The organism is Pectobacterium betavasculorum, from assembly GCF_000749845.1.
Lineage (GTDB): Bacteria > Pseudomonadota > Gammaproteobacteria > Enterobacterales > Enterobacteriaceae > Pectobacterium > Pectobacterium betavasculorum.
The window spans coordinates 1361151-1385599 of the sequence record NZ_JQHM01000001.1 but is presented as its reverse complement, the minus strand read 5'-3'; the positions used below and the strand labels follow the sequence as shown (position 1 = coordinate 1385599).

Here is a 24449-nt window from a genome sequence, read left to right as displayed (position 1 = left end):
TCAGCCTCGGCCGACGCAGTGTTATACCTATAAATTATGGTCTGGCTCAGTATAGCATGCCACTCTTTTTACTCTTTTTTGCAGAATATAATAGTGCGCTTAAATTGTGCATAAACAGAGAAGTAAATAGCAGGAGAAAGGGCTTTTTTGTAGCAAATATTATCAAAAAGCGACTTTTGGTCAAAACCTAACCCGTGTGGCAAAAACACAAAAAATTTAATAATTCAGCGTGTTAACGTGCTACTTTTATTCTCGACATAATGGTTTTTATCGATGTTCTCTTTTTATTCCATAGAGGCAAAGGCTACATAATGAGATCAGGCAGATATATTGGCGTGATGTCCGGCACCAGTCTTGATGGTGTGGATGTCGTGCTAGCCGCGATTGATGAACATACGGTGGCTCAGCAGGCCAGCTACTGTCACCCGATACCGCAGGATATCAAAATGGCCATCCTGGGAATGTGTCAAGGGCAGGCGGTGACGCTGTCAGTGCTGGGGCAGTTGGATACGCGTCTGGGAATCTTGTTTGCAGAAGCTGTGCTGACGCTGCTTAAAGAGACTGCGCTGGGCGCGCAGGATATTACTGCGATTGGCTGCCACGGACAGACAGTCTGGCATGAGCCCACAGGCGATGCGCCTTGTACTATGCAGATAGGCGATAATAACCGCGTTGCTGCCTTGACTGGTATCACCACCGTGGGGGATTTCCGCCGTCGCGATTTGGCTTATGGCGGGCAAGGTGCTCCGCTGGTGCCATCTTTCCACCATGCGTTGCTACTGCACCCTGTTGAGCGTCGTATTGTGCTTAACATTGGGGGAATTGCCAATCTATCGCTGCTGGTACCGGGGGCACCCGTGCGAGGTTACGACACCGGACCAGGGAATATGCTGCTGGATGCCTGGATCTGGCGGCACCGTGCGCAGCCATATGATAAAGACGCCGTATGGGCGATGAGTGGACAGGTGAACCCGTTATTATTACGCCGGATGTTGAGCGATCCTTACTTTGCATTACGGGCACCGAAAAGCACCGGGCGAGAATATTTCAATCTGGGTTGGTTGGAAAAAATGCTGGCTGGTCTGCCTCCCATTGCGCCAAAGGATGTTCAGGCGACATTGGGTGAGTTGACGGCTATGAGTATCGCCGAGCAAGTACTGCTGGTTGGCGGATGTGAACGTTTATTAGTTTGTGGTGGCGGTGCGCGGAATCCGCTCATCATGACGCGGCTCTCGGCTCTGCTGCCAGGTATTGAAGTCAGTACGACGAATGAATGTGGCGTAAGCGGCGATGATATGGAAGCGCTGGCATTTGCCTGGCTGGCGTCACGCACGCTGTCAGGATTACCGGGTAATCTGCCGTCTGTCACGGGGGCGAGTCAGGAAACCGTGTTAGGTGCGATTTATCCGGTTAACGTGGATTAATCAGATTTTGCCGAGAGGTTCATCATTACCCTCTTGTTAAACTTAAATGAGCGGCAGCGTCAGTTGCCGCCATTGACAGGAATGACAGGAGAAAAAATGAAACGATTGCTGACAGGGACTGCGCTGATTATGCTGAGTGGATGCAGCTATTTTGGTCATAAACAGACGGTAGAAACGTTGCATTACCAATGTGGCACAATGCCGCTCACCGTTACGCAACAGCAGGGAGGCGAAGCGCCTTCTCAGGTGAGTTTCTTGCTGGACGGTGAACGTCTCAGCTTACCTCAAGTGGTGTCCGCTTCTGGCGTCAGATATAGCAATGATACCTACGCATTCTGGAGCAAAGGCGATCGTGCATTTATCCAACGGGGTGAACGGGTTATCGTAGATGATTGTATGCTGGCACCGATGTAACTGACACCGTACGGTTACGTCGTTACTGCTGATTGCGATTTTTCGGGTACGGGAGCAGAATGGGATTTTCCCCCGCTTCTGGCCCGACATTGCGACAGCAGGATATTATGACACAGGAACGCTCCCTCTCTGACGGTACTCCTCTTATTCAACCAGCCGATATCGCTGACATTCGCCGTGAATATACACGTGGCGGTCTCCGCCGTGGCGATCTTCCCGCTAATCCGCTGGACTTGTTCGAACGCTGGCTGAAACAAGCCTGCGAGGCGAAGTTGCCCGATCCTACCGCGATGTCTGTCGCGACCGTTGATGAGCACGGGCAGCCTTACCAGCGTATCGTTCTGCTGAAACACTATGATGAGAAAGGCATGGTGTTTTATACCAATCTGGGCAGTCGCAAAGCGCATCATCTGGAAAATAATCCACGCATCAGTCTACTGTTCCCTTGGCATATGCTGGAGCGACAAGTGATGGTGCTGGGGCGCGTAGAGAAGCTGCCTGCGCTTGAGGTGCTGAAATATTTCCACAGTCGCCCGAAAGACAGTCAAATCGGTGCATGGGTATCAAAACAGTCCAGCCGGATTTCCGCGCGAGGCGTACTGGAAAGCAAGTTTTTGGAGTTGAAGCAAAAATTTCAAAACGGCGAGGTTCCTTTGCCGAGCTTCTGGGGTGGCTTCCGTGTAGTAATTGATTCTGTCGAATTTTGGCAGGGCGGTGAACACCGCCTGCATGACCGATTTTTCTACCAGCGGAAGGAAGAGGGCTGGCAGATCGATCGTTTAGCGCCTTAATCGCGAAATATCCTTGTTAAACGCTGGCGCTCCTATCATCAGCACTTTATCCTATGAAGTTTCGCGTTGACTGGGTATTACGTGGCGATATGACGTTCATGGCCTGTTTGTAAGGTAATGCGGCAGCGAAATCATCATGCGACAGCAGACAGGTATGCTGCGCATTCTTACGGCTTCTTGCGTTAACCCAAAGGGAACGTGACGGCCTGTTTTTATAAAAATGGAGTTATCGATGGCGAGTAGTAACCTGATTAAACAATTGCAAGAGCGGGGCTTGATTGCCCAGGTGACGGATGAGGAAGCGTTAGCAGAGCGGCTGGCGCAAGGGCCAATTGCACTGTATTGCGGTTTCGATCCCACCGCTGACAGCTTGCATTTGGGGCATCTGGTGCCGCTGCTCTGCCTGAAGCGCTTCCAGCTGTCCGGTCACAAGCCGGTTGCGCTGGTCGGCGGTGCTACGGGATTGATCGGTGACCCCAGCTTTAAAGCCACTGAACGCAAGCTGAACACGGCTGAAACCGTGGGTGAGTGGGTAGAAAAAATCCGCCGTCAGGTCTCTCCGTTTCTGGATTTTGACTGCGGTAAAAACAGCGCGATTGCCGCCAATAACTACGACTGGTTCGGCAGTATGAACGTGCTGGATTTCCTGCGCGACATCGGCAAACACTTCTCCGTTAACCAGATGATCAGCAAAGAAGCCGTCAAACAGCGCTTAAACCGTGATGACGTCGGCATTTCGTTCACCGAGTTTTCTTACAACCTGTTGCAGGGATACGACTTTGCCTCGCTGAACAAGCAACATGATGTTGAACTGCAAATCGGTGGTTCTGACCAGTGGGGCAATATCACGTCTGGTATCGACCTGACGCGTCGTATGAATCAAAAACAGGTTTATGGTCTGACCGTTCCGCTGATCACCAAATCTGACGGCACGAAATTCGGTAAAACGGAAGGTGGCGCAATCTGGCTGGATGCAAGTAAGACGAGCCCTTACAAATTCTACCAGTTCTGGATTAACACGGCGGATGCCGATGTGTACCGTTTCCTGAAATTCTTCACGTTCATGAGCCTCGAAGATATCGATGCGCTGGAAGAAGAAGACAAGAACAGCGGCAAAGCACCGCGCGCTCAATACGTGCTGGCGGAAGAAGTCACCCGTATGGTTCATGGTGAATCGGGTCTGGAAGCCGCTCGTCGCATTACCCAAAGCCTGTTCTCTGGCGCATTGCAGGATATGACACAGGACGATTTTGCCCAACTGGCGCAGGATGGTATGCCGATCATCGAACTGGAAAACAGTGCAGATTTGCAACAGGCGCTGGTCAGCGCTGAGCTGGTGCCGTCACGTGGTCAAGCTCGTACGATGATCTCTTCTAATGCGGTAATGATTAACGGCGAAAAACAGGCCAATCCTGAATACACATTCAGTGCTTCCGACCGTCTGTTTGATCGCTACACCTTGCTGCGTCGCGGTAAAAAACACTACTGCCTGATCTGCTGGAAAGCATAAGCATTACCGACAAGGGAGCGCCAGCTCCCTTTCTTCTTGTAAGTTGAGGCGCACAGGCGCTGGCAAGGATCTGAGTCATATCTAATGAAAAATATACTTTCCATCCAGTCACATGTCGTTTTTGGTCATGCCGGTAACAGTGCGGCAGAGTTTCCAATGCGTCGGATGGGCGCAAACGTTTGGCCATTGAATACGGTGCAGTTCTCGAACCATACCCAATACGGTCACTGGACAGGATGTGTGATGCCCGCCAGCCACTTAACTGAAGTGGTGCAGGGGATTGCGAACATCGACAAGCTGAAGACCTGTAATGCGGTATTGAGCGGTTATATCGGCTCTGCCGAGCAAGGGGAACATATTCTGGGTATTGTTCGGCAGGTAAAAGCCGCCAACCCCGATGCGCTGTACTTCTGCGATCCGGTAATGGGTACGCCGGAGAAAGGCTGTATCGTCGCGCCCGGCGTGTCTGATTTTCACTGCCAGCAGTCGCTGTTAGCGGCCGATATTATCGCACCGAACCTGCCTGAGCTGGAGCTGCTTGGTGGCAGTACCGTACACAACGTGGCAGAGGCCGTGGAAACCGCGCGTGCGCTGTGTGAGAAAGGGCCAAAAATTGTTCTGGTGAAGCATCTTAGCAGAGCCGCAAGTCGTGAAGACAGCTTTGAAATGCTGCTGGTTACGCCGACGGATGCCTGGCATATCAGCCGCCCGCTGGTGGAGTTTGAACGCCAGCCTGTAGGTGTGGGCGATTTGACCAGTGGATTGCTGCTGGTGAATTTGCTGAAAGGTGTGGCGCTGGATAAAGCGCTGGAACACACAACGGCTGCTGTGTATGAAGTCATGCTGGTGACGAAAGAGATGAATGAGTATGAGCTGCAACTGGTTGCTGCTCAGGATAGTATTGCCAATCCGCGTCATCATTTCCAGGCCGTTCGCCTGTAGTGAAACACATAACGCCCCGAGAGTCGGGGCGTTATTGCATGCTATCCTTTCAACCTTTCAACCTTAAGCGCGGTAGCGACGGAAGGGCGCTCGGCAATATGGTCGAGATAGGCTGCTAGCGCAGGGTAGCGGAACATATCCAACTTTAATGACTGTGCCCAGCGCATCACGGTAAACAGGTACGCATCGGCGATGCTGAAGCGGTTCGCAACCAGATAATTCTGTTCACTCAACACCTGATTGATATAACGGAATTTGACCTGCAAATATTCAACTAACAGATCCTTATACGTTTCTGGCGTGCCGGGGCGGAAAATTGGCGTAAACGTTTTGTGCAGTTCAGCAGAAATATAATTTAGCCACTCAATCGTATGGTAACGCGCCAAACTTCCTGTAGGCGCAATAAGATTACAGTGCGGAACCAGATCGGCGATGTATTCGGCGATAGCGACGCCTTCAGTCAGAATGGAACCATCTTTCAATTCTAACGCTGGCACCATCCCTTTCGGATTGATCAAGGTATAGTCAGTTCCACGCTCTGTCTTTTTCGTACGCAGATTGACCTTCTCCAGCTTGAACTCCAATTTGGATTCGAGCAAAACGATGTGTGTAAAAAGAGAACTGCTTTCAGCTTTGTAAAACAGTTTCATGAAAACCCCTTTCTATTATTATTTTTCCATCAACACACGCGCTGAGGATTGTTGAATAACGACATGTTGTTTTTTTACAACAAAACGTAACGAGAGAGTGTGAGTCCTCTTGCAAAATTGGATTGGCGCTGTTGTGGGGACTGATGTTCGGTGCAGGTGCATTGTTCCTTGGTAAGAAAGCAACCTGGGACTGATCAAGCTGCTACGCGAACCGAGTATGCTGGCGTTTGCTACCGCAAGTAGCGAAGCGGCCTATTATCCGAAGCGGGTATTTTACTGATTATCGGTATCGACCCGTTCCTGGATATGAGGCGCACGGCGGCTAATGTGATTGGTAATGGCATGGCTTCTCTCTTTTTAATAGCTAACGGCTATTGCTGTGTTCATATAGCATTGTTGCAAAAACGTTATTTTTTGTTTGTGTTATCTTTAAATAAGACCGCAAGCTCAGGCTGGTTATTCATTGAGCGCCTGACGCAGAATAACGAATAGCAAGTTAATTTGGGAGGAAGCATGTCATCACACCTTCGCGACACTTGTCTGGAAACACTGACGGTACGACAGCAGATTTACCATTACTACAGCCTGCCGGAGGCGGCGAAAACGCTTGGCAATATCGACAAATTACCGAAGTCACTCAAGGTATTGCTGGAAAATTTATTGCGTCATCAGGACGGCGACACCGTAGAGCAGGACGATCTTCAGGCGGTGGTAGACTGGCTGAAAATCGGTCACGCCGATCGGGAAATCGCCTATCGTCCGGCGCGCGTGCTGATGCAGGACTTTACTGGCGTGCCTGCGGTGGTCGATCTGGCGGCGATGCGTGCGGCGGTGAAACGGCTGGGCGGCGATGTGAATAAGGTTAACCCGCTTTCGCCAGTCGATCTGGTTATTGACCACTCGGTTACAGTTGATCATTTCGGCGATCGTCAGGCGCTAGCGGATAACACGCAGTTGGAAATGGCGCGTAACCGTGAACGTTATGAGTTTTTGCGCTGGGGACAAAATGCCTTTAGCCACTTCAGCGTCGTGCCGCCGGGAACCGGGATCTGCCATCAGGTGAATCTGGAATATTTGGCCAAGGCTATTTGGTACGAAACACAGGGTGATAAACAGTTTGCCTACCCCGATACGCTGGTAGGAACCGATTCACACACCACGATGATTAACGGTTTGGGCGTGCTCGGCTGGGGCGTCGGTGGGATAGAAGCCGAAGCCGCGATGCTGGGGCAGCCGGTTTCAATGCTGATCCCCGATGTAGTTGGCGTCAAATTAAGCGGCAAAATGCGAGAAGGGATTACGGCAACCGATTTAGTGCTGACGGTCACGCAGATGCTGCGTAAACATGGTGTAGTCGGCAAATTTGTGGAGTTTTACGGCGATGGGCTGGATTCGCTGCCGCTAGCGGATCGCGCAACCATCGCCAACATGGCACCGGAATATGGTGCAACCTGTGGCTTCTTCCCCATCGATCAAATCACGCTCGACTATATGCGGTTGACCAACCGCGCCGAAGAACAGATTGCACTGGTGGAAGCCTACAGTAAGCAGCAGGGATTGTGGCGTAATACGGGCGATGAACCGGTATTCACCAGCCAGCTCGCGCTGGATTTGGCTACGGTGGAAACCAGTCTGGCAGGGCCGAAGCGTCCACAGGATCGCGTGCCGTTAGCCGGTGTGCCAGAAGCCTTCAAAGCCAGTCGGGAATTGGATGTCAGCTCGGTGAAGAACAGCTCTGACTACGAAGCGTTCACGTTGGAAGGTGAGACGCACCGCTTGCATCAGGGCGCGGTCGTGATCGCGGCGATCACCTCTTGTACTAATACCTCTAACCCTAGCGTGCTGATGACGGCTGGTCTGCTGGCAAAAAACGCCGTAGAGCGGGGGCTGAAAACCAAACCGTGGGTTAAAACCTCGCTGGCACCGGGCTCGCGGGTCGTCACGGATTATTATGCTAAAGCAGGATTAACGTCGTATCTCGACGAGTTGGGCTTCAATCTGGTGGGCTACGGCTGTACCACCTGTATCGGCAACTCTGGCCCGCTGCCGGATGCGATAGAAGCGGCGATAAAAGCAGGCGACTTGACGGTCGGCGCAGTGTTATCAGGTAACCGTAACTTTGAAGGTCGTATTCATCCGCTAGTGAAGACGAACTGGCTGGCATCGCCACCGCTGGTGGTCGCGTACGCGCTGGCGGGGAATATGAATGTCGATCTGACGCAAGAACCGCTGGGTGAAGATCGTGACGGGAAAGCCGTTTATCTTAAAGACATCTGGCCCTCGACGAAAGCGGTGGCGGATGCGGTATTGAATGTCAGCGCAGGCATGTTCCACAAGCAATATGCTGCGGTGTTTGAAGGCACGCAGGAGTGGCAGGATATCGAGGTCGACGACAACCCTACCTATCAGTGGCCGGAAGAATCGACCTATATTCGCCAAACGCCTTTCTTTCTGGATATGGGGAAAGAGCCGGAACCGATTCAGGATATCCACAAGGCGCGCATTCTAGCGATGCTGGGCGATTCCGTTACAACCGACCATATCTCGCCAGCAGGCAATATCAAGCGTGATAGCCCGGCAGGGAAATATTTGCTGGAACGCGGTGTTGAAACCACGGAGTTTAACTCTTACGGTTCACGGCGCGGTAACCACGAAGTGATGATGCGCGGGACGTTTGCCAACATCCGTATCCGTAATGAGATGGTGCCGGGTAAAGAGGGCGGCTATACCCGCCACATCCCGTCGCAGAATGAGATGACGATCTATGATGCGGCGATGCGCTACAAGGAAGAGGGTGTCCCACTGGCGCTGTTTGCCGGGAAGGAGTACGGTTCGGGTTCTAGCCGCGACTGGGCTGCGAAAGGCCCGCGTTTGCTGGGCGTTCGCGTAGTGATCGCCGAATCGTTCGAGCGTATCCACCGCTCAAACCTGATTGGGATGGGGATTCTACCGCTGGAATTTCCCGAAGGTGTGACGCGTAAAACGCTGCAATTAACGGGTGATGAACAGATTTCGATTATGGGATTAAATCAACTGACACCGGGTGCCACGGTTGAGGTAAACATCACGGATGCTGATGGTAATACACAGACGATTGCTACCCGTTGCCGCATCGACACTCGGAATGAACTGACCTATTACCAGAACGATGGCATCTTGCATTACGTTATCCGCAATATGTTGTAACGTTATCTTCGCGTAGTCCCTCCACGCTGGTGCACTTTCCGCTGCGCCAGCGCACTTTTTCCCACATGAAAGACTCGAATCCTCTGTTGAATTGTGGTTATGTTGTGTTGATGCTAACTATCTATTGACGCTAACTACATGGGGAATAAGTAAAAATTATTACCCAGCCATGCCCCGACGACAACGCTAACGCGGTTTGAAGAATAACGGGGATATAACAGGAGGTTATATGAATGCTGTAATCAAAAAACGTTTTAAACACTCGCTGCTACTTCTGACGCTATGCGCGACAGGAGCAATGACATCGGCTTTTGCGGCACAGGTTCCTGCCGGGACGGCGCTAGCGGATAAACAAGAACTGGTGCGGGGCAATGGTTCCGAACCTGCATCGCTGGATCCGCATAAGGTAGAAAGTGATGTAGAAGGCCATATTATCAATGACTTCTTCGATAACCTGATTCGCGTGGGTGATGATGGCATTATCCAGCCGCGACTGGCCGAACGCTGGGATAATAAAGACAACACGGTGTGGACGTTCCACCTGCGGCCGAATGCCAAATGGTCCGATGGCTCGCCGATTACTGCGGATGATGTGGTTTTCAGTTGGCGACGTCTTAGCGATCCCAAAACGCTATCGCCTTACGGTAGCTACGTCGCCAGTATGTATGTGAAGAATGCGGCAGATATTATGGCGGGCAAGAAGGCACCGGATACGCTAGGTGTAAAGGCGCTGGATAGCCATACGGTTGAAGTGACGTTGGAACATCCGCTTTCCTATTTCCTGGAAATGTCGGCTTATCATGTTATGGTGCCATTGCCGAAAACCGCCATTGAAAAGCATCCTGAAAACTGGACGCAGGTTGGGAGTTTCGTCAGCAGTGGCCCTTACACGCTGAGCGAATGGATGGTTAACGAACGCATCGTCGGCAAGCGCAATAGCCAGTATTGGGATGATGCGCATACCGTAATTAACAAAGTCACGTACCTGCCGATCAGCTCGCAGGCAGCGGAATTAAATCGCTATAAAGCGGGCGAAATTGATATCACGGGACTTTTATCACCCATCCAGTTTGCGTCATTGAAAAAAGACTACCCGCAAGAAGTGAAGGTTTCGCCACAGATTGGCACCTATTTCTACCGTTTCAATACGAAAAAAGCCCCTTTTGACGATCCACGCGTTCGCCGCGCACTGGATCTCAGTTTGGATAAAGATATCATCGCAAATAATGTGCTAGGCATGGGGCAGACGCCTGCTTACAGCTTGATTCCCAAAAATGTAGGAGGCTTCCAGCGCAAGGATCCTGAGTGGGCAAACTGGACGCAGCAGCAGCGCAATGATGAGGCGAAGAAACTGCTGAAAGAGGCCGGATTTGATGAGAAACATCCGCTGAAACTCAATCTGCTTTACAACACGTCCGAGTCGCATTTACGCGTGGCGATTGCCGCCAGTTCAATGTGGAAGAAGAACCTTGGTTCAGAAGTGACGCTGCAAAACCAGGAATGGAAAACCATGCTGGATACCGTACGTACGGGGAATTTTGAAGTGGTCAGACAGTCTTGGACAGGAGATTACAATGAAGCCAGTACGTTCTTGAACACGCTGGAAACCAACGATAGCAACAATAACGGTAAGTTCAGTAATGCACAGTATGACGCGCTGCTGAAAAAGGCGCTGACGGTCAAAGATAAGCATGAGAAAGAGGCTATTTATCAACAGGCCTCGGATATTTTAGATAACACTATTCCATTACTGCCCATCTATTACTATGTTCAGCCGCAGATGGTTAAGACGTATATCGGTGGTTTTTCGCCTAATGTTCGCGGCGATTATTACACGCAAGATATGTACATCCTCAAGCACTAGTCTACATAAAACAGCCGGTGAAAAACCGGCTGTAGACATTGAAGGAAACGATCTCAGAACGATGGGATCGTTATTTTATATCCAGCATGTGCCCCATTTTGGCGGCTTTGGTTGCCAGATAGTGCTCATTCTTCGGATTACGCCCGACGATTAATGGCACACGCTCGACGATATTGATGCCGGCTTCGTTGAGGATTTTCACTTTCTGCGGGTTGTTAGTCAGCAGGCGAACTTCATCAACGTCCAGCAGTTTGAACATGTCAGCGCACAGCGTGAAATCGCGTTCATCGGCAGCGAACCCAAGCTGATGATTCGCTTCTACCGTATCGGCTCCCAGATCCTGCAACGCATAAGCGCGAATTTTATTGAGCAACCCGATATTACGGCCTTCCTGACGATGGTATAACAGCACGCCGCGACCTTCTTCGGCGATGTGGCCTAATGCAGCCTCAAGCTGGAAGCCACAGTCGCAGCGGAGGCTAAACAGGGCATCCCCCGTCAGGCATTCGGAATGCACGCGAGCAAGTACGGGAACTGAACCGGAAATATCACCATAGACCAGTGCAAGGTGATCGTGACCCGTGGCGATCTCTTCAAAACCCACCATCAGAAAATCGCCCCACGGAGTGGGTAACTTGGCTTCCGCCACCCGTTTTAGCTGCATACTTTTCTCCAAAAAAGCTGTGTCCAAAAAAGTGCTGAGGCGAATCCTACTGCGACCTATCGCGCTTGACCAGCAAAAAAGCCTGTTTAAGAACATCACAAAAATTGAATTACAACGTGACCTTACCGCGGTTTAGTTTCAGATTCATTGACAGAACTGAGCGCTATTTTACGCCATACTGACAGTTCGTGTCGGATTTTCTGATAGAATTGTAAAAGTTTTGTTGCATAGCATCATACTGAATTATGGGAAGAAATTATGTACGAGATTGCCAAACGAACAACCATTGGCGCGGCACTGTTACTGATTATGCCAATGATTATCTGGATGAGCGGTTGGCAGTGGCAGCCGGAGTATGACGGACTTTGGTTACGTGTACTCTTCTGGATCACTGAGACGGTGACATCACCGTGGGGCATCCTGACCAGCACTGTGCTGAGCATCTGGTTTCTCTGGTGCCTGCGTTTTCGCCTGAAGCCAGCGCTCGGTCTGTTAGTCATTATGGTGCTGACTGTGCTGATTGGGCAGGGCATAAAATCAGTGATTAAAGAGTGGGTACAAGAATCACGCCCCTATGTCGTCTGGCTGGAGAAAAATCATCAGGTGGACGATAGCTATTTCTACTCACTGCCGCGCGCGGAGCGTTCGGAACTGGTGAAAACGCAGTTGCAGGATCAAGCACAGATCCCACAGTGGCTACGCAGCCACTGGCAGTTTGAAACTGGCTTTGCTTTCCCTTCCGGGCACACGATGTTTGCCGCAACCTGGGCACTGCTGGGCGTTGGGTTACTGTGGGCGCGTCGGCATTATAAAACGGTGGTGGTACTGATGCTCTGGGCCAGCGGCGTCATGGGCAGCCGTTTGGTACTCGGCATGCATTGGCCGCAGGATCTGGTGGTGGCGACGTTAATCAGTTGGCTACTGGTCGTTGTCGCCAGTTGGCTGGCACAGCGCTGGTGCGGCCCACTGTCGCTCCAGTATGAAGAGATTAAGGAGCAGGCGGAGGATGCTGCTGCCGAGAATAAATCCTCGTAGCATTTTTATCGTGAGTTATCTCTTGTCGTGTCTTTATTGAGTGAATCTTTGCGGATGGTGCCAGTCATCCGCATTTTTTATCTCGCCAATCTCTCTTCGTTCTTGTCTTTTCCCCCATACCTTATCTCCTCACGCAAAATGTAAACAATTTGTGAGCTGCCTCGCTATTCCCGTTTTTGCTGTTGGACAATTTTTTGGTTGGTTGTAAAACTTTACTTGAATGTTAATTCAATATTGAATATATATTCAAACAGGAGAATAACAATGAAACCTTACCGTCTGAAATCCTCCCTGCTGGCCATCATGTTTTCCCTCTCCGCGGGTACGTTCGCCGCAGATAACGGCCTGATCGCCATTATTACTCCTTCACACGATAATCCGTTTTTTAAAGCGGAAGCCGAAGGTGCCAGAACCAAAGCCATTGAACTCGGGTACACCACGCTGGTGGTGTCGCATGACGATGACGTCAGCAAACAAAACCAACTGATTGAAACTGCCATTGCCCGCAAGGCGAAAGCTATCATTCTGGATAATGCCGGGGCTGATGCCACCATTGGCCCGTTGAAGAAGGCCAAAGCCGCTGGCATTCCTGCGTTCCTGATCGACCGTGAAATCAATGAAACCGGCGTGGCCGTGGCGCAGATCGTTTCCAATAACTATCAGGGTGCGCAGCTCGGTGCGGAGAAATTCGTCGCACTGATGGGGCAGAAAGGTAAGTACGTCGAGCTGATTGGGCGCGAGTCGGACACCAATGCGCACGTCCGCTCGCAGGGCTACCATGATGTGATCGATCAATACAGCGACATGAAGCGGGTTGCCAGACAAACGGCGAACTGGAGTCAGACGGAAGCGTTTACCCGCATGGAAGCCATCTTGCAGGCGAACCCCGATATCACCGGCGTGATTTCCGGCAACGACACCATGGCGCTAGGTGCAGAAGCGGCGCTGAAAGCGGCGGGGCGTCACGACGTGATTGTGGTGGGCTTTGACGGTAGTGACTATGTGCGCGATTCCATTATCAATAAAGGCAATATCAAAGCCACGGTGCTGCAACCCGGCTGGCAACAGGCGCAGATGGCGGTTGAACAGGCGGATTACTACCTGAAAAACGGCAAGGCACAGCACGATGAAAAACAGTTGATGGACTGCATTCTGATCGATGAGTCTAACGCGAACAAACTCAACACCTTTGCGTTGAAACCGTAATCGAGGCAGCGGGCGCGTTAGCGCCTGCTGATAGAGGAGTCGTTATGTTGTTTGATGAACGATATCGCGCTGGTTGGGTTGGGCTCTGCGCTTTGCTGCTGTCTGCCTGTACGGTGGTCGATCTGGATGAAAACGGTAAGCCGATTATTCCGGTCGATCCAGCGGCTACGCCAGGCTATAGCACCATGACACCAGAGAGCATCGCGACTGTGCTGTGGCAGCCAACGCTGCTCCCTGCGGCGCAACAGCAGGCGCTGTCATGGGAGGAGGTGAAGAAAACGCAGGCAGCGCTGGAGGGATCGGCACGCAAAGCCGTCTACGCCCGGATTCAGGGTACGGTCAGCGGGGTTGACCGGGAAAATCGCGAAGGAAAATTGACGCTTGACGTGCAAGGTGACGCTGTCACGCTTCAATTAGGGCCCATCGTTAAAGGCAATGCGATTCGTGATGCGGCAGGATTTATCCGCTTTGACGATTTCAAGAATCAGGTGCAGTTTGCCCAACTGGCACGCGCGCTGAATAACAAAGCGATCGCGTCGTTACCAGAGTTGGATGCAAGTGTGCAGGGTAAATCCGTTAATGTACTGGCAGCGTTGGTGGTGACCAAACAGGGCATCAGCGATGCGGTACCGATGACGCTAAATCTGACCGGAGCGAGCAGCGGAGGGACTCAATGATGGAACGTTCAGATGCGGCTATGCAACCAGATGTGGTTAGCCCACCCGAAATAGTGATGGCGACCCGAGGCATCACTATGCTGTTTCCCGGCACCAAAGCACTGGATAACGTCGATTACAACGTTTATCGCGGCAAGGTCAACGTGATTATTGGTGAGAACGGGGCGGGTAAATCGACGTTGATGAAGATTCTGGCTGGTGTGCAACAGCCGACGTCCGGCCAGATTCTGCTGAATGGCGAAGTAGTGCGCATCGCGGATACGCGTGATGCGGCGTCGAAAGGTATCGGCATGGTGCATCAGGAACTTAATCTGTCCGAGAATTTGAGCGTGGCGGAGAACATTTTTCTGGGCCGGGAACTGCAAAAGGGGGTTGCGCCCATCGATTGCCTGGAGCAGGAGCGGATTGCGGCGGAGCTGATGGCGCGTCTCGATCAGGATATTTCGCCGCGTACCGAAGTTGCCAGCCTGAAAGTCGGGCAGCAGCAACTGGTGGAAATCGCCAAGGCGCTGGCGGATCAGGCCGACATTCTGATTCTGGACGAACCGACCTCCGCGCTCAGCAAAACCGAAGTGGAAATTCTGTTTCGCGTAATACGCGAACTGACTCGCCAGAATGTTTCCATCATCTACATTTCGCATCGGCTTGAAGAATTGATGGCGATTGGCGACTACATCACCATCTTGCGTGACGGTTGTTTTCAGGCGGAAGCAGCGGTCAGCGACATTGACGTGCCGTGGATCGTGCGGGAAATGCTCGGCGGTGACCCTGTCACCAGTTTCCTACATTCGGGTAGAACGTTTGGTGCGCCGATATTGGAGGCTGAACACCTTACCTGCCTCAATGATGCAGGACATCAGGTCGTTAACGATGTCTCGCTGATGGTACGTGAAGGGGAAATTGTCGGTATTTACGGGCTGATGGGGGCAGGACGAACCGAACTTTTTGAGTGTCTGCTGGGCATTCAGAATGATTATCTGGGCAAGATTTATCTCGATAGTAAGCCCGTGAGTCCGCGCCTTTCTACCGCGCAGCGCATTCGTATGGGAATGAGTCTGGTGCCGGAAGATCGCAAAAAAACTGGCATCTTTCCGCTCTCGTCGGTGGCGTCCAATCTCACTATCGCCAGCCTGTGGCGACGGCTGAAATACGGCATGGCGATCTTCCAGCGGCAGGAACAAGAGGTGGTTGCCAGCACCGTTGGGCGGTTAGCGATCAAAGTGTCTTCACCTGAGGTGGAAATTCAGGCACTGAGCGGCGGCAATCAGCAAAAAGTGGTGATTGGCCGCTCGTTGCTGACCAGTCCTAAAGTGTTGTTACTGGACGAACCGACGCGCGGTATTGATGTGGGGGCAAAAGCCGATGTGTTTGAAATGATGGTCGGGCTGTCCGAACAAGGCATTGGTGTGCTGTTTTCCACCTCGGATCTGAAAGAGATTATGGCGGTATCGGACCGTATTTTGGTGATGTCGAATGGCAAGCTGACGGCGAATATTGTGCGTCAGTCGGCCAGCGAATCGGCATTAGTTTCGGCAAGTGCACAAGGGTTCTGACATGAAAACGACTCACCTTCCGGCAGCGTCGGGCGCGCTATCACCGGGTAAGTTTGTACGCTCACGAGAAAGCATTCTGCTGTTGATTCTCAGGCTACGTACGTTTATCGCGCTGTTCCTGATTTTGGGGTTCTTTGCCTTCACGGTGCCCGGATTTTTGGCGACGGGCAGCCTGATCATCATGGTGAAGCACATTGCCATCAACGCGTTTCTGGCATTAGGGATCACGTTTGTGATCATTACCGCCGGGATTGACCTGTCAATTGGGGCCACGCTGGGGCTGTGCGGCATGGTGGCGGGCTACATGATTACTCAGGGCATAGTGCTGCCCCTGTTCGGTATCGCGATTTTCCCCAGCGTATGGGTCATCGTACCTGTCGTGCTGCTGATTGGTGCGCTCATCGGTGCCATCAACGGCTGGATCATCACGCGGTATAACGTTGCGCCCTTTATCTGCACGCTCGGAACGATGTACATCGTGCGTGGTGCATCGATGCTGATTTCCGGCGGGGAAACATTCCCCGGCTTGGGCGGTAACCCGCAGTTGGGCAATACCGGTTTTGAGCTGATTGGTTCTGCCACAATCCTGGGATTACCGCTGGCCATCTGGCTGATGCTGGTGCTGGCCGTGGTGATTGCCTATGTGGCGCGTCGCCTGCCGTTTGGTCGCCATGTCTATGCGATTGGTGACAATGAACGTGCTGCGGAGCTTTCTGGCGTCAAGGTTCGTCAGGTTAAAGTCTGGGTCTACACCATTTCCGGTTTCTGCGCAGCTATCGCGGGCATCGTGGTGTCCTCTCAACTGGTCGCCAGCCATCCGGCGACGGGCACCGCTTTTGAAATGAACGCGATTGCTGCTGTGGTTCTCGGCGGAACCTCATTGGCTGGCGGACGCGGGACGATTTTGGGTACGCTGATTGGCGCATTTGTCATCGGGATCCTTGCCGATGGGCTGGTGATGATGGGCGTGAGTGAATTCTGGCAGATGGTGATCAAAGGCATCGTCATTATTGTGGCGGTCATTATCGACCAGATGCAAAACCGTATGCAGCACAAGGCCGCAATTGTGTCACAGAAGGCCGCGGCGGAAGGCGCTTAATCAGGCGCTGGTGCATTAAGTGTCGATAGCATTTAAGCGTAAATGTATTTAAGAGTGGGTGTATTTAAGAGCAGATAGCACGGGGCGTTGGGTTGTGGCAGGAGCGATGTCGGTAGACATACCGAGGCCCGATTTAAGCGCAATTTTTTTTGACTTGATATGAATAAATATTCGTTTTTGAGTAAAAATTCAAGTGAGGTGAGGTATGAATCCGTACTCATTGTCGGTGGAGGCGCTGACGCACAAAGCCCGCGCCATTCGTCGCCGCATTATTCATCTGAATGCCAATAGTCCGGCTGGTGGGCATACGGGCGCAGATCTGTCGCAGGTTGAGATTCTGACGGCGCTGTATTTTCGCATTCTGAACTGTGCGCCGGATCGTCTTCAGGATCCGCAGCGCGACATTTACATCCAGTCAAAAGGTCATGCGGTTGGCGGTTATTACTGCTGTCTGGCAGAGGCGGGCTATTTCCCGGAATCGTGGTTGGCAACCTATCAGCACCCGGATTCGCATTTGCCGGGGCATCCGGTCAAGCACAAGACGCCGGGGATTGAGCTGAACACGGGGGCGTTGGGACACGGATTGCCGGTTGCTGTAGGCATTGCCTTGGCTGCCAAGCGCGATAACAGCCCGCGTCGGGTGTTTGTCCTGACGGGCGATGGCGAGCTAGCGGAAGGCAGTAACTGGGAAGCGGCGCTGGCGGCGGCGCATTACCAGTTGGATAACCTGATCATCATCAATGACAAGAACAAGCTGCAACTCGCGGGAACGACCTGCTCCATCATGAACACGGATCCGCTGGCGGAAAAGTGGCAGGCATTTGGCCTACAGGTGACGGAGTGCGCGGGTAATGATATGCGCTCGGTGGTGGACACGCTGGAGAATCTGCCTCGCAACGGCAAGCCGAATGTGGTGATTGCGAATACGGAGAAAGGCGCGGGCGTATCGTTTATTCAGGGGCGAGCTGAATGGCACCACCGGGTGCCGAAAGGCGAAGAAATTGCATTAGCGTTGGAGGAACTAAAAGATGAGTAGCGCAGAGCATCTGGCAAGCGTGATGGTCGAGCAGTTCATCAAGGCCGTCGAACAGGGGATTGATGTTGTTCCGGTGTTAGCGGATTCGTCCTCCACGGCGAAGATTTCACCGTTCATACAGCGTTTTCCCGACCGCATCGTCAACGTGGGGATTGCAGAACAAACCATGGTGGGAACGGCGGTAGGGCTGTCCATCGGCGGGAAGATTGCAGTGACCTGCAACGCGGCACCGTTTCTGATCTCCCGTGCTAACGAACAGCTCAAAGTCGACGTCTGCTACAACAACAGCAACGTTAAGCTGTTTGGGCTTAATGCGGGCTGTAGCTACGGCCCACTCGCCAGCACGCACCACAGTATCGATGACATCGCGGTGCTGAGAGGGTTTGGCAATATTGAGATCTATGCGCCATCCAGCCCGGAAGAGTGTCGTCAGATTATCGATTATGCGTTTGCACATCAGGGGCCTGTCTATATTCGCCTCGATGGAAAACCACTGCCTGCCTTGCATGATGAGCACTATCGCTTTGTGCCGGGACAGATCGATGTACTGCGTAAAGGTCGTGATATCACGCTGGTCGGATTGGGGTCAACCGTACATGAAATTGTGACGGCTGCTGAATTATTAGCAGAAAAAGGACTCTCCGCTACGGTGGTCAATCTCTCCTCTATCCGGCCGTGTAATACTCAGCAATTGCTTGAAATCCTGAGTGAAACACCTCGAGTTATTACCATCGAGGAACATAACGTCAACGGCGGTGCGGGCAGTCTGGTTGCGGAAGTGCTGGCGGAAGCGGGCAGTGGAATTCCTCTGGTACGGTTGGGGATTCCTGATGGCCAATACGCGATTGCCGCCGATCGGAGCGCGATGCGGGCGCATCACGGGCTGGACGCGACGGGTATTGTCAATGCGGCACTGCGTCTTTGTCCGGGAGGCTGATGATGTATACGCCGGTTATTTTGGCAATCGATGAAGGGACGACGAACGCCAAGGCGATTGCCGTCGATGAGCGGGGGCGGATTCTGGCTAAAGCGGCCGTTGCTTTGCAGGTGGCACACCCACAGCCCGGCAGAGCCGAACAGGATGCAATGGCGATCTGGCGTGCGGTTTGTCAGGCGGCAGAGGCTTGCTTGTCGTCATTACACCGTGCTCAGGTGGTGGGTGTCGCCATTAGCAATCAGCGTGAGTCGGTATTGATTTGGGAAAGGCAAACAGGAAAAGCGCTGACGCCATTGGTCAGTTGGCAGGATCGCCGTGCGGAGAAATTCTGTCAGGCATTGCAGGGAAGCGCTGAGGCACGTCTGATCGAATCTCGTACTGGGCTCCAGGTCGATCCGCTTTTTCCTGCTGCCAAACTTCATGCCATGCTGGCGGAATTACCAAACGGTGTTGCTCGTGCGACGCAAGGAGAGCTGTGCATCGGAACGGTGGACTGCTGGCTTAACTGGCAATTTAGCGGCGGGCAGGCGTTCTCCACCGACTATTCCAACGCGGCGAGAACCCAGTTGTTCAATATTCACCGCGGCTGTTGGGATGAGGATCTGCTGGCGCTGTTCGGTATCCCCAGCGTTTGTCTGCCTGCCGTCACGCCTTCCTCGGCGTTACACGGTCACACCGGCGTGACGGGTATCAGCGGGCTTGCTGTTGGTGTACCGATTGTAGCGCTGATTGGGGATTCCCATGCTGCGCTGTACGGTCAGGGCATCACCCAAAGTGGTGAAATCAAGGCAACATATGGCACCGGTTCATCGCTGATGACCACCATCAACACGCCGCATCTTCACGCCGCTGGGCTCAGCACCACAATTGCCTGGCACGATGGTGAACTGCGCTACGCATTGGAAGGCAATATCACCCATACCGGCTCGGGATTTGCCTGGATTGGTCAGATGCTGGGCATTCCTTCCGTTACGCAACTGACCGAACTGGCGCTCAGCGCCGAATCGAATCAGGGCGTCTTCTTTGTTCCTGCCTTATCCGGGCTTGGCGCGCCCTATTGGGACGTACAAGCGCGCGGCCTGCTGTGCGGTTTATGCGACGCCACCACACCCGCCATTATCGCTCGTGCCGGGCTTGAAGCGATTGCGTATCAAATCGCTGACGTTTTTTTCGCTATGGAGCAGGCCTCGCACGTCGCTTTACCCGCTCTGCGTGTTGACGGCGGTGCGACGCAAAACCGCTGGCTGATGCAGTTTCAGGCCGATTTATTACAACGTCCTTTGATTCGCAATCACAACGCGGAAGTGTCGGCGCTGGGAGCGGCTTATCTGGGCGGAAAAATGCTGGGATGGTGGGAGCACAACGAACAGATCGCCGCACTGCCGAGAGAGGTGGAAGTCATCGAACCGTCGGCGATAAATCAGGCCATTCTTGAGAGCTATCAACAGTGGCGCACGGCGGTGGCGCGTGCACGCCTGCGACCTGCATCGTAATTATTTTAAGGTAAGAAGTTTTTAACCGTAGGAAATGTTAGCAGTAAGAACCTATCCGATGCGCAAGAAAGATAAGCAGCTCAATACTCTATAAATCAATGAGGTGACTTTATTATGGCAACGTATAACTACCCTGAATTTGGTGCCGGTTTGTGGCATTTTGCGAATTATATCGACCGCTACGCGGTGGACGGCTACGGCCCGGCATTGAGCACGATCGATCAGATCAACGCGGCGAAAGAGGTCGGCGAGCTATCGTATGTCGATCTGCCTTATCCCTTCACGCCGGGCGTCACGCTAAGCGAAGTGAAAGATGCACTGAAGGATGCAGGGTTGAAAGCGATTGGCATCACGCCGGAAATTTACCTGCAAAAGTGGTCGCGTGGCGCCTTCACCAACCCCGATCCGGCGGCTCGTGCTGCGGCGTTTGAACTGATGCACGAATCTGCTGGCATTGTGCGTGAATTAGGTGCGAATTATGTCAAAGTCTGGCCGGGGCAAGATGGCTGGGATTATCCGTTTCAGGTCAGCCATAAAAATCTGTGGAAGCTTGCTGTTGACGGCATGCGCGATCTGGCAGGGGCTAACCCCGATGTGAAATTCGCCATCGAATACAAACCGCGTGAACCGCGTGTAAAAATGACCTGGGATTCCGCTGCGAGAACGCTGCTGGGTATTGAAGACATCGGACTGGATAATGTCGGCGTGCTGCTGGACTTCGGGCATGCGCTGTATGGCGGAGAATCACCGGCCGATTCTGCCCAGTTGATTATCGATCGCGGTCGGCTGTTCGGCATGGATGTGAACGACAACCTGCGCGGTTGGGATGACGATTTGGTCGTTGGCACGGTGCACATGACCGAGATCTTCGAATTCTTCTACGTGCTGAAAATCAACAACTGGCAGGGCGTCTGGCAGCTCGATCAGTTCCCATTCCGTGAGAACCATGTTGAAGCGGCGCAACTGTCCATCCGTTTCCTGAAGCACATCTATCGTGCGCTGGACAAACTGGATATCCCAGCACTTCAGGCGGCGCAGGAAGCGCAAAACCCGTTACAGGCGCAGCGGATTGTGCAGGACGCGCTGCTGTCATCCATTAACGTTAACGAGTAATCACGCCACGATTCGTCAGGCACGGAGCAGGAGAAGCATTCCGCGCCTGACGTTACTCTTATTGCTCACCACGAGGGCTGAGTACGTTAGATCAACGTCTCAGCGGTTAATTGATCGGTAATCAAGACATCAATATAGTGGCCGACTAATGCGCCGCGAATCGCTGCGCTTTTTTCGACACCGCCCGCCAACGCCACCACACGTGGACACTGTCGCAACTGTTGCAGCGCCATGCCAATTACCGGATCCTCATCATCTTGCAATACTGGCTCGCCTTTCGCATTGTAATAATGCAAGCACAAATCACCCACGGCACCGCGTTCCGCCAACTGTTGCAGCATCGCTTCTTGATAATAATTACCGGAGTTTTTCAGCAATTGTGACGGTTCCAGTACGCCGATGCCCACAAGTGCCAGACTCACTTCGCTGAATTTGTCGACTACGCTGGAAACCTCATCGCTGGTCACCAAACGGGCGCGATCTTCCACCGAACGCTCAATACTCTGTGCGGGTAAGAGATAGGCCGGACAACTTAATTGGTTGGCCAGCGTTTGTGTCAGGATTGTCGCCTGTACATTGCCGTTTGGCCCCACGCCGCCCAACAGTTGGATCACGCCCTGTGCTTTCACACTTTGTGGGTGCAGACTGTCCACCATCGCCCGTAACGTGCTGCTCCAGGATGAAATACCGACCAGATCGTCAGAGCGGATACTGGTTTGGACATAGTGCGCGGCGGCAGAGCCAATCGCCTGCTTAATTTGCGTCAGCGTGGCGTTGTCGGCGACATCCACAACGATAGCCTGATCGATGCCGTAGCGTTTCTGGATGGCGGACTCCAGCCGCATAAACATGTTCGGGGGTTGAATTACGCTGATTTTGACCACACCTTCTTTAACACTGCGAGCGATCGCGCGCGAGACAAAAGACTGTGACAAATGAAGTGACGCGGCAATTTCTGCTTGTTTCATCCCTTCGCTATAATAGAGCGTAGCGATCTTGACTAATAATCGCTGTTCGTCCTGCTTTGACATGACTTTTCCCCTTGCTGGCATGCTGTTGTCATTTTTATTCAGCACAGAATAAATAACAAGCGCAGACGGCAGTGGAGTATGTTTCTTGATTTCCCTGTCCCCGCCGGACATGGTAATTTAATGGGGTTTATCGCCAAAATTTGGCATAATTCATCCGCTTATTGGATATCACAGGAAGGACAATGTGAAATATTTGCTGATTTTTTTACTCGTGCTGGCGATATTCATCATTTCTGTCACACTGGGTGCGCACAACGATCAGGTTGTGACATTTAACTACCTGCTGGCTCAGGGGGATTATCGTATCTCCACGCTGCTCGCCACGTTGTTTGCCTTGGGCTTTGTCCTTGGCTGGGTTATCTGTGGTCTGTTTTATCTGCGTCAGCGCATTGCGCTTGGCCGTGCACAACGTAAAATCAAGCGTCTGGAACAACAGCTTTCTACCTCATCTGAGGAGAATGTGGCGCCAGTGCAGACGGTCACCCACTAAGGAATTCTCTCTATGTTAGAACTGCTGTTTCTGTTGCTGCCCGTGGCCGCCGCGTACGGCTGGTACATGGGGCGCAGAAGTGCTCAGCAGGACAAAGAGCAGGAGTCCAACCGCCTGTCCCGTGAGTATGTCACCGGGGTTAACTTTCTGTTGTCTAACCAGCAGGATAAGGCGGTGGAGCTATTCCTCGACATGCTCAAGGATGACAGCAATACCTTTGAAGCCCACCTTACGCTCGGTAATCTGTTTCGCTCGCGTGGCGAAGTTGACCGGGCGATTCGCATCCATCAGGCGCTGACCGAAAGCGCATCGTTAACCTTTGAACAACGCCTGCTAGCGGTGCAGCAACTGGGTCGTGACTACATGGCTGCTGGGCTGTATGACCGTGCCGAAGAGATTTTTAAGCAACTGGTGGACGAAGAAGATTTTCGTCGGAGTGCTTTGCAGCAGCTATTGCAGATCCATCAGGCAACCAGCGACTGGCTGGCGGCAATTGATGTTGCGGAAAAACTGGTCAAAATGGGAAAAGATCAGCTTCGTGTGGAAATTGCGCATTTTTATTGCGAGTTGGCGCTACTGGCAATGGGCAGTGACGATCTGGATAAAGCGTTAGCGCTTCTAAAGAAAGGGGCCGCGGCGGATAACCAGTGCGCTCGTGCATCCATCATGATGGGGCGCATCTACATGGCGCAGCAGGATTATTCGCGCGCGGTGGAAGCCCTGCGGCAGGTTCTCGATCAGGATAAAGAACTGGTCAGTGAAATGCTGCCGATGCTGCAAGAGTGCTATCAGTATTTAGATAAGCCGCTGGATTGGGCGAATTTCCTCAAGCGCTGTGTTGAGGAAAATACCGGTGCGATGGCAGAACTGATGCTGGCTGATATTCTCGAAAGAGAAGAGGGGGCTGAGGTTGCTCAGGTCTACATTAATCGTCAGCTTCAACGCCACCCTACGATGCGCGTATTCCATCGCCTCATGGATTTTCACCTGCATGAAGCGGAGGACGGTCGTGCAAAAGAGAGCCTTTTGGTACTGCGTGATATGGTGGGTGAACAGATTCGTACCAAACCGCGCTACAACTGCCGTAAATGTGGCTTCACTTCGCAATCACTCTATTGGCAATGTCCTTCCTGTCGTACCTGGGCTAGCGTGAAGCCGATCCGTGGATTAGACGGGCAGTAGCTTCACGCGGCATCTCGTCGTTATTCTTTAATCTAATTTAGTTACAACATACTAAAGATTGGGTGTGATTTCCATTTCAGCAGCTTCATTAATCGTATTGGTCTTCAGGTAGCTGGGATTTCGGGGGCGAGGGATGTAGAATGCGGCGGGAA

The 24449-nt window shown here is 52.5% G+C and carries 21 protein-coding genes and 1 pseudogene; 19 read left to right on the top strand and 3 right to left on the bottom strand.

The features are described 5' to 3' along the window. Positions 1 to 311 precede the first annotated feature (311 nt). The 5 genes from anmK (at position 312) to pdxY (ending at position 5081) form a co-directional block, all read left to right on the top strand. Positions 312 to 1424 (top strand): anhydro-N-acetylmuramic acid kinase, encoded by a 1113-nt coding sequence (anmK, locus tag KP22_RS06220; protein WP_039299228.1) that lies wholly within the window; start codon positions 312 to 314, stop codon positions 1422 to 1424. A gap of 96 nt (positions 1425 to 1520) precedes the next feature. After that, positions 1521 to 1838: an MliC family protein gene (locus tag KP22_RS06215; protein WP_039299230.1), complete on the top strand. Its 318-nt coding sequence runs from the start codon at positions 1521 to 1523 to the stop codon at positions 1836 to 1838. A 107-nt stretch (positions 1839 to 1945) separates the two neighbouring features. Continuing rightward, positions 1946 to 2629: a pyridoxamine 5'-phosphate oxidase gene (gene pdxH / locus KP22_RS06210; RefSeq protein ID WP_039301028.1), complete on the top strand. Its 684-nt coding sequence runs from the start codon at positions 1946 to 1948 to the stop codon at positions 2627 to 2629. Between the two features lie 232 nt (positions 2630 to 2861). Continuing rightward, complete coding sequence (tyrS, locus tag KP22_RS06205; RefSeq protein WP_039323120.1) at positions 2862 to 4139, top strand: tyrosine--tRNA ligase; 1278 nt, start codon at positions 2862 to 2864, stop codon at positions 4137 to 4139. An 84-nt stretch (positions 4140 to 4223) separates the two neighbouring features. Continuing rightward, the gene (gene pdxY, locus KP22_RS06200) at positions 4224 to 5081 is read left to right on the top strand and encodes a pyridoxal kinase PdxY (RefSeq protein ID WP_039323118.1); all 858 of its coding nucleotides are present in this window, start codon (positions 4224 to 4226) and stop codon (positions 5079 to 5081) included. 41 nt (positions 5082 to 5122) lie between these two features. Here pdxY and gstA read toward each other — a convergent pair whose 3' ends face one another. Further along, positions 5123 to 5731, bottom strand: coding sequence for a glutathione transferase GstA (gstA, locus tag KP22_RS06195; RefSeq protein ID WP_039299237.1), 609 nt, complete (start codon positions 5729 to 5731; stop codon positions 5123 to 5125). A gap of 116 nt (positions 5732 to 5847) precedes the next feature. Between gstA and KP22_RS22990 the strand changes: the two are divergent. From KP22_RS22990 to KP22_RS06185, 3 genes and pseudogenes are all read left to right on the top strand, one after another. After that, positions 5848 to 6082: pseudogene (locus KP22_RS22990) on the top strand (hypothetical protein); the annotation flags it as partial. Between the two features lie 162 nt (positions 6083 to 6244). Next, entirely contained in the window at positions 6245 to 8917 is a 2673-nt protein-coding gene (acnA, locus tag KP22_RS06190) for an aconitate hydratase AcnA (protein WP_039323115.1), read from the top strand. Positions 8918 to 9146: 229 nt separating this feature from the next. Further along, positions 9147 to 10781 carry an ABC transporter substrate-binding protein gene (locus KP22_RS06185; RefSeq protein ID WP_039323112.1) on the top strand — a complete coding sequence of 545 codons (1635 nt, stop codon included), beginning with the start codon at positions 9147 to 9149 and terminating at the stop codon, positions 10779 to 10781. Between the two features lie 70 nt (positions 10782 to 10851). On the opposite strand, the gene ribA is transcribed toward KP22_RS06185, so the two are convergent. Beyond that, positions 10852 to 11445 (bottom strand): GTP cyclohydrolase II, encoded by a 594-nt coding sequence (gene ribA / locus KP22_RS06180; RefSeq protein ID WP_039299247.1) that lies wholly within the window; start codon positions 11443 to 11445, stop codon positions 10852 to 10854. Positions 11446 to 11703: 258 nt separating this feature from the next. Between ribA and pgpB the strand changes: the two genes are divergently transcribed. From pgpB to KP22_RS06135, 9 genes are all read left to right on the top strand, one after another. Then, positions 11704 to 12480, top strand: a complete 777-nt coding sequence (pgpB, locus tag KP22_RS06175) for a phosphatidylglycerophosphatase B (protein WP_039323110.1) — start codon at positions 11704 to 11706, stop codon at positions 12478 to 12480. Positions 12481 to 12744: 264 nt separating this feature from the next. Continuing rightward, positions 12745 to 13686, top strand: a complete 942-nt coding sequence (locus KP22_RS06170; RefSeq protein WP_039323107.1) for a D-ribose ABC transporter substrate-binding protein — start codon at positions 12745 to 12747, stop codon at positions 13684 to 13686. A 44-nt stretch (positions 13687 to 13730) separates the two neighbouring features. After that, positions 13731 to 14363 (top strand): DUF2291 family protein, encoded by a 633-nt coding sequence (locus tag KP22_RS06165; RefSeq protein WP_039323104.1) that lies wholly within the window; start codon positions 13731 to 13733, stop codon positions 14361 to 14363. Then, a complete protein-coding gene (locus tag KP22_RS06160) occupies positions 14363 to 15916 on the top strand; it encodes a sugar ABC transporter ATP-binding protein (RefSeq protein ID WP_039323499.1) in 1554 nt (517 codons plus the stop codon). The genes KP22_RS06165 and KP22_RS06160 overlap by 1 nt, the downstream gene beginning before the upstream one ends. Position 15917: 1 nt before the next feature. After that, complete coding sequence (locus KP22_RS06155) at positions 15918 to 17015, top strand: ABC transporter permease (protein WP_039323102.1); 1098 nt, start codon at positions 15918 to 15920, stop codon at positions 17013 to 17015. Between the two features lie 205 nt (positions 17016 to 17220). Then, on the top strand, positions 17221 to 18051 hold the full coding sequence (locus KP22_RS06150) for a transketolase (RefSeq protein ID WP_011093514.1): 831 nt from the start codon (positions 17221 to 17223) through the stop codon (positions 18049 to 18051). Further along, positions 18044 to 18988: a transketolase family protein gene (locus KP22_RS06145; RefSeq protein WP_039299261.1), complete on the top strand. Its 945-nt coding sequence runs from the start codon at positions 18044 to 18046 to the stop codon at positions 18986 to 18988. The genes KP22_RS06150 and KP22_RS06145 overlap by 8 nt, the downstream gene beginning before the upstream one ends. A 2-nt stretch (positions 18989 to 18990) precedes the next feature. Continuing rightward, positions 18991 to 20481, top strand: coding sequence for an FGGY-family carbohydrate kinase (locus KP22_RS06140; protein ID WP_039323098.1), 1491 nt, complete (start codon positions 18991 to 18993; stop codon positions 20479 to 20481). A 114-nt stretch (positions 20482 to 20595) separates the two neighbouring features. Further along, entirely contained in the window at positions 20596 to 21594 is a 999-nt protein-coding gene (locus KP22_RS06135) for a sugar phosphate isomerase/epimerase family protein (RefSeq protein ID WP_039323095.1), read from the top strand. An 86-nt stretch (positions 21595 to 21680) separates the two neighbouring features. Here the strand turns inward: KP22_RS06135 and KP22_RS06130 are convergent, their stop codons facing one another. Further along, a complete protein-coding gene (locus tag KP22_RS06130; protein WP_039299268.1) occupies positions 21681 to 22625 on the bottom strand; it encodes a sugar-binding transcriptional regulator in 945 nt (314 codons plus the stop codon). Between the two features lie 184 nt (positions 22626 to 22809). On the opposite strand from KP22_RS06130, the gene KP22_RS06125 reads away from it, so the two are divergent. Both KP22_RS06125 and lapB read left to right on the top strand, forming a co-directional pair. Next, positions 22810 to 23115: a LapA family protein gene (locus KP22_RS06125; RefSeq protein ID WP_039299270.1), complete on the top strand. Its 306-nt coding sequence runs from the start codon at positions 22810 to 22812 to the stop codon at positions 23113 to 23115. Between the two features lie 12 nt (positions 23116 to 23127). Continuing rightward, a complete protein-coding gene (gene lapB, locus KP22_RS06120) occupies positions 23128 to 24297 on the top strand; it encodes a lipopolysaccharide assembly protein LapB (RefSeq protein WP_039299273.1) in 1170 nt (389 codons plus the stop codon). Positions 24298 to 24449 lie beyond the last annotated feature (152 nt).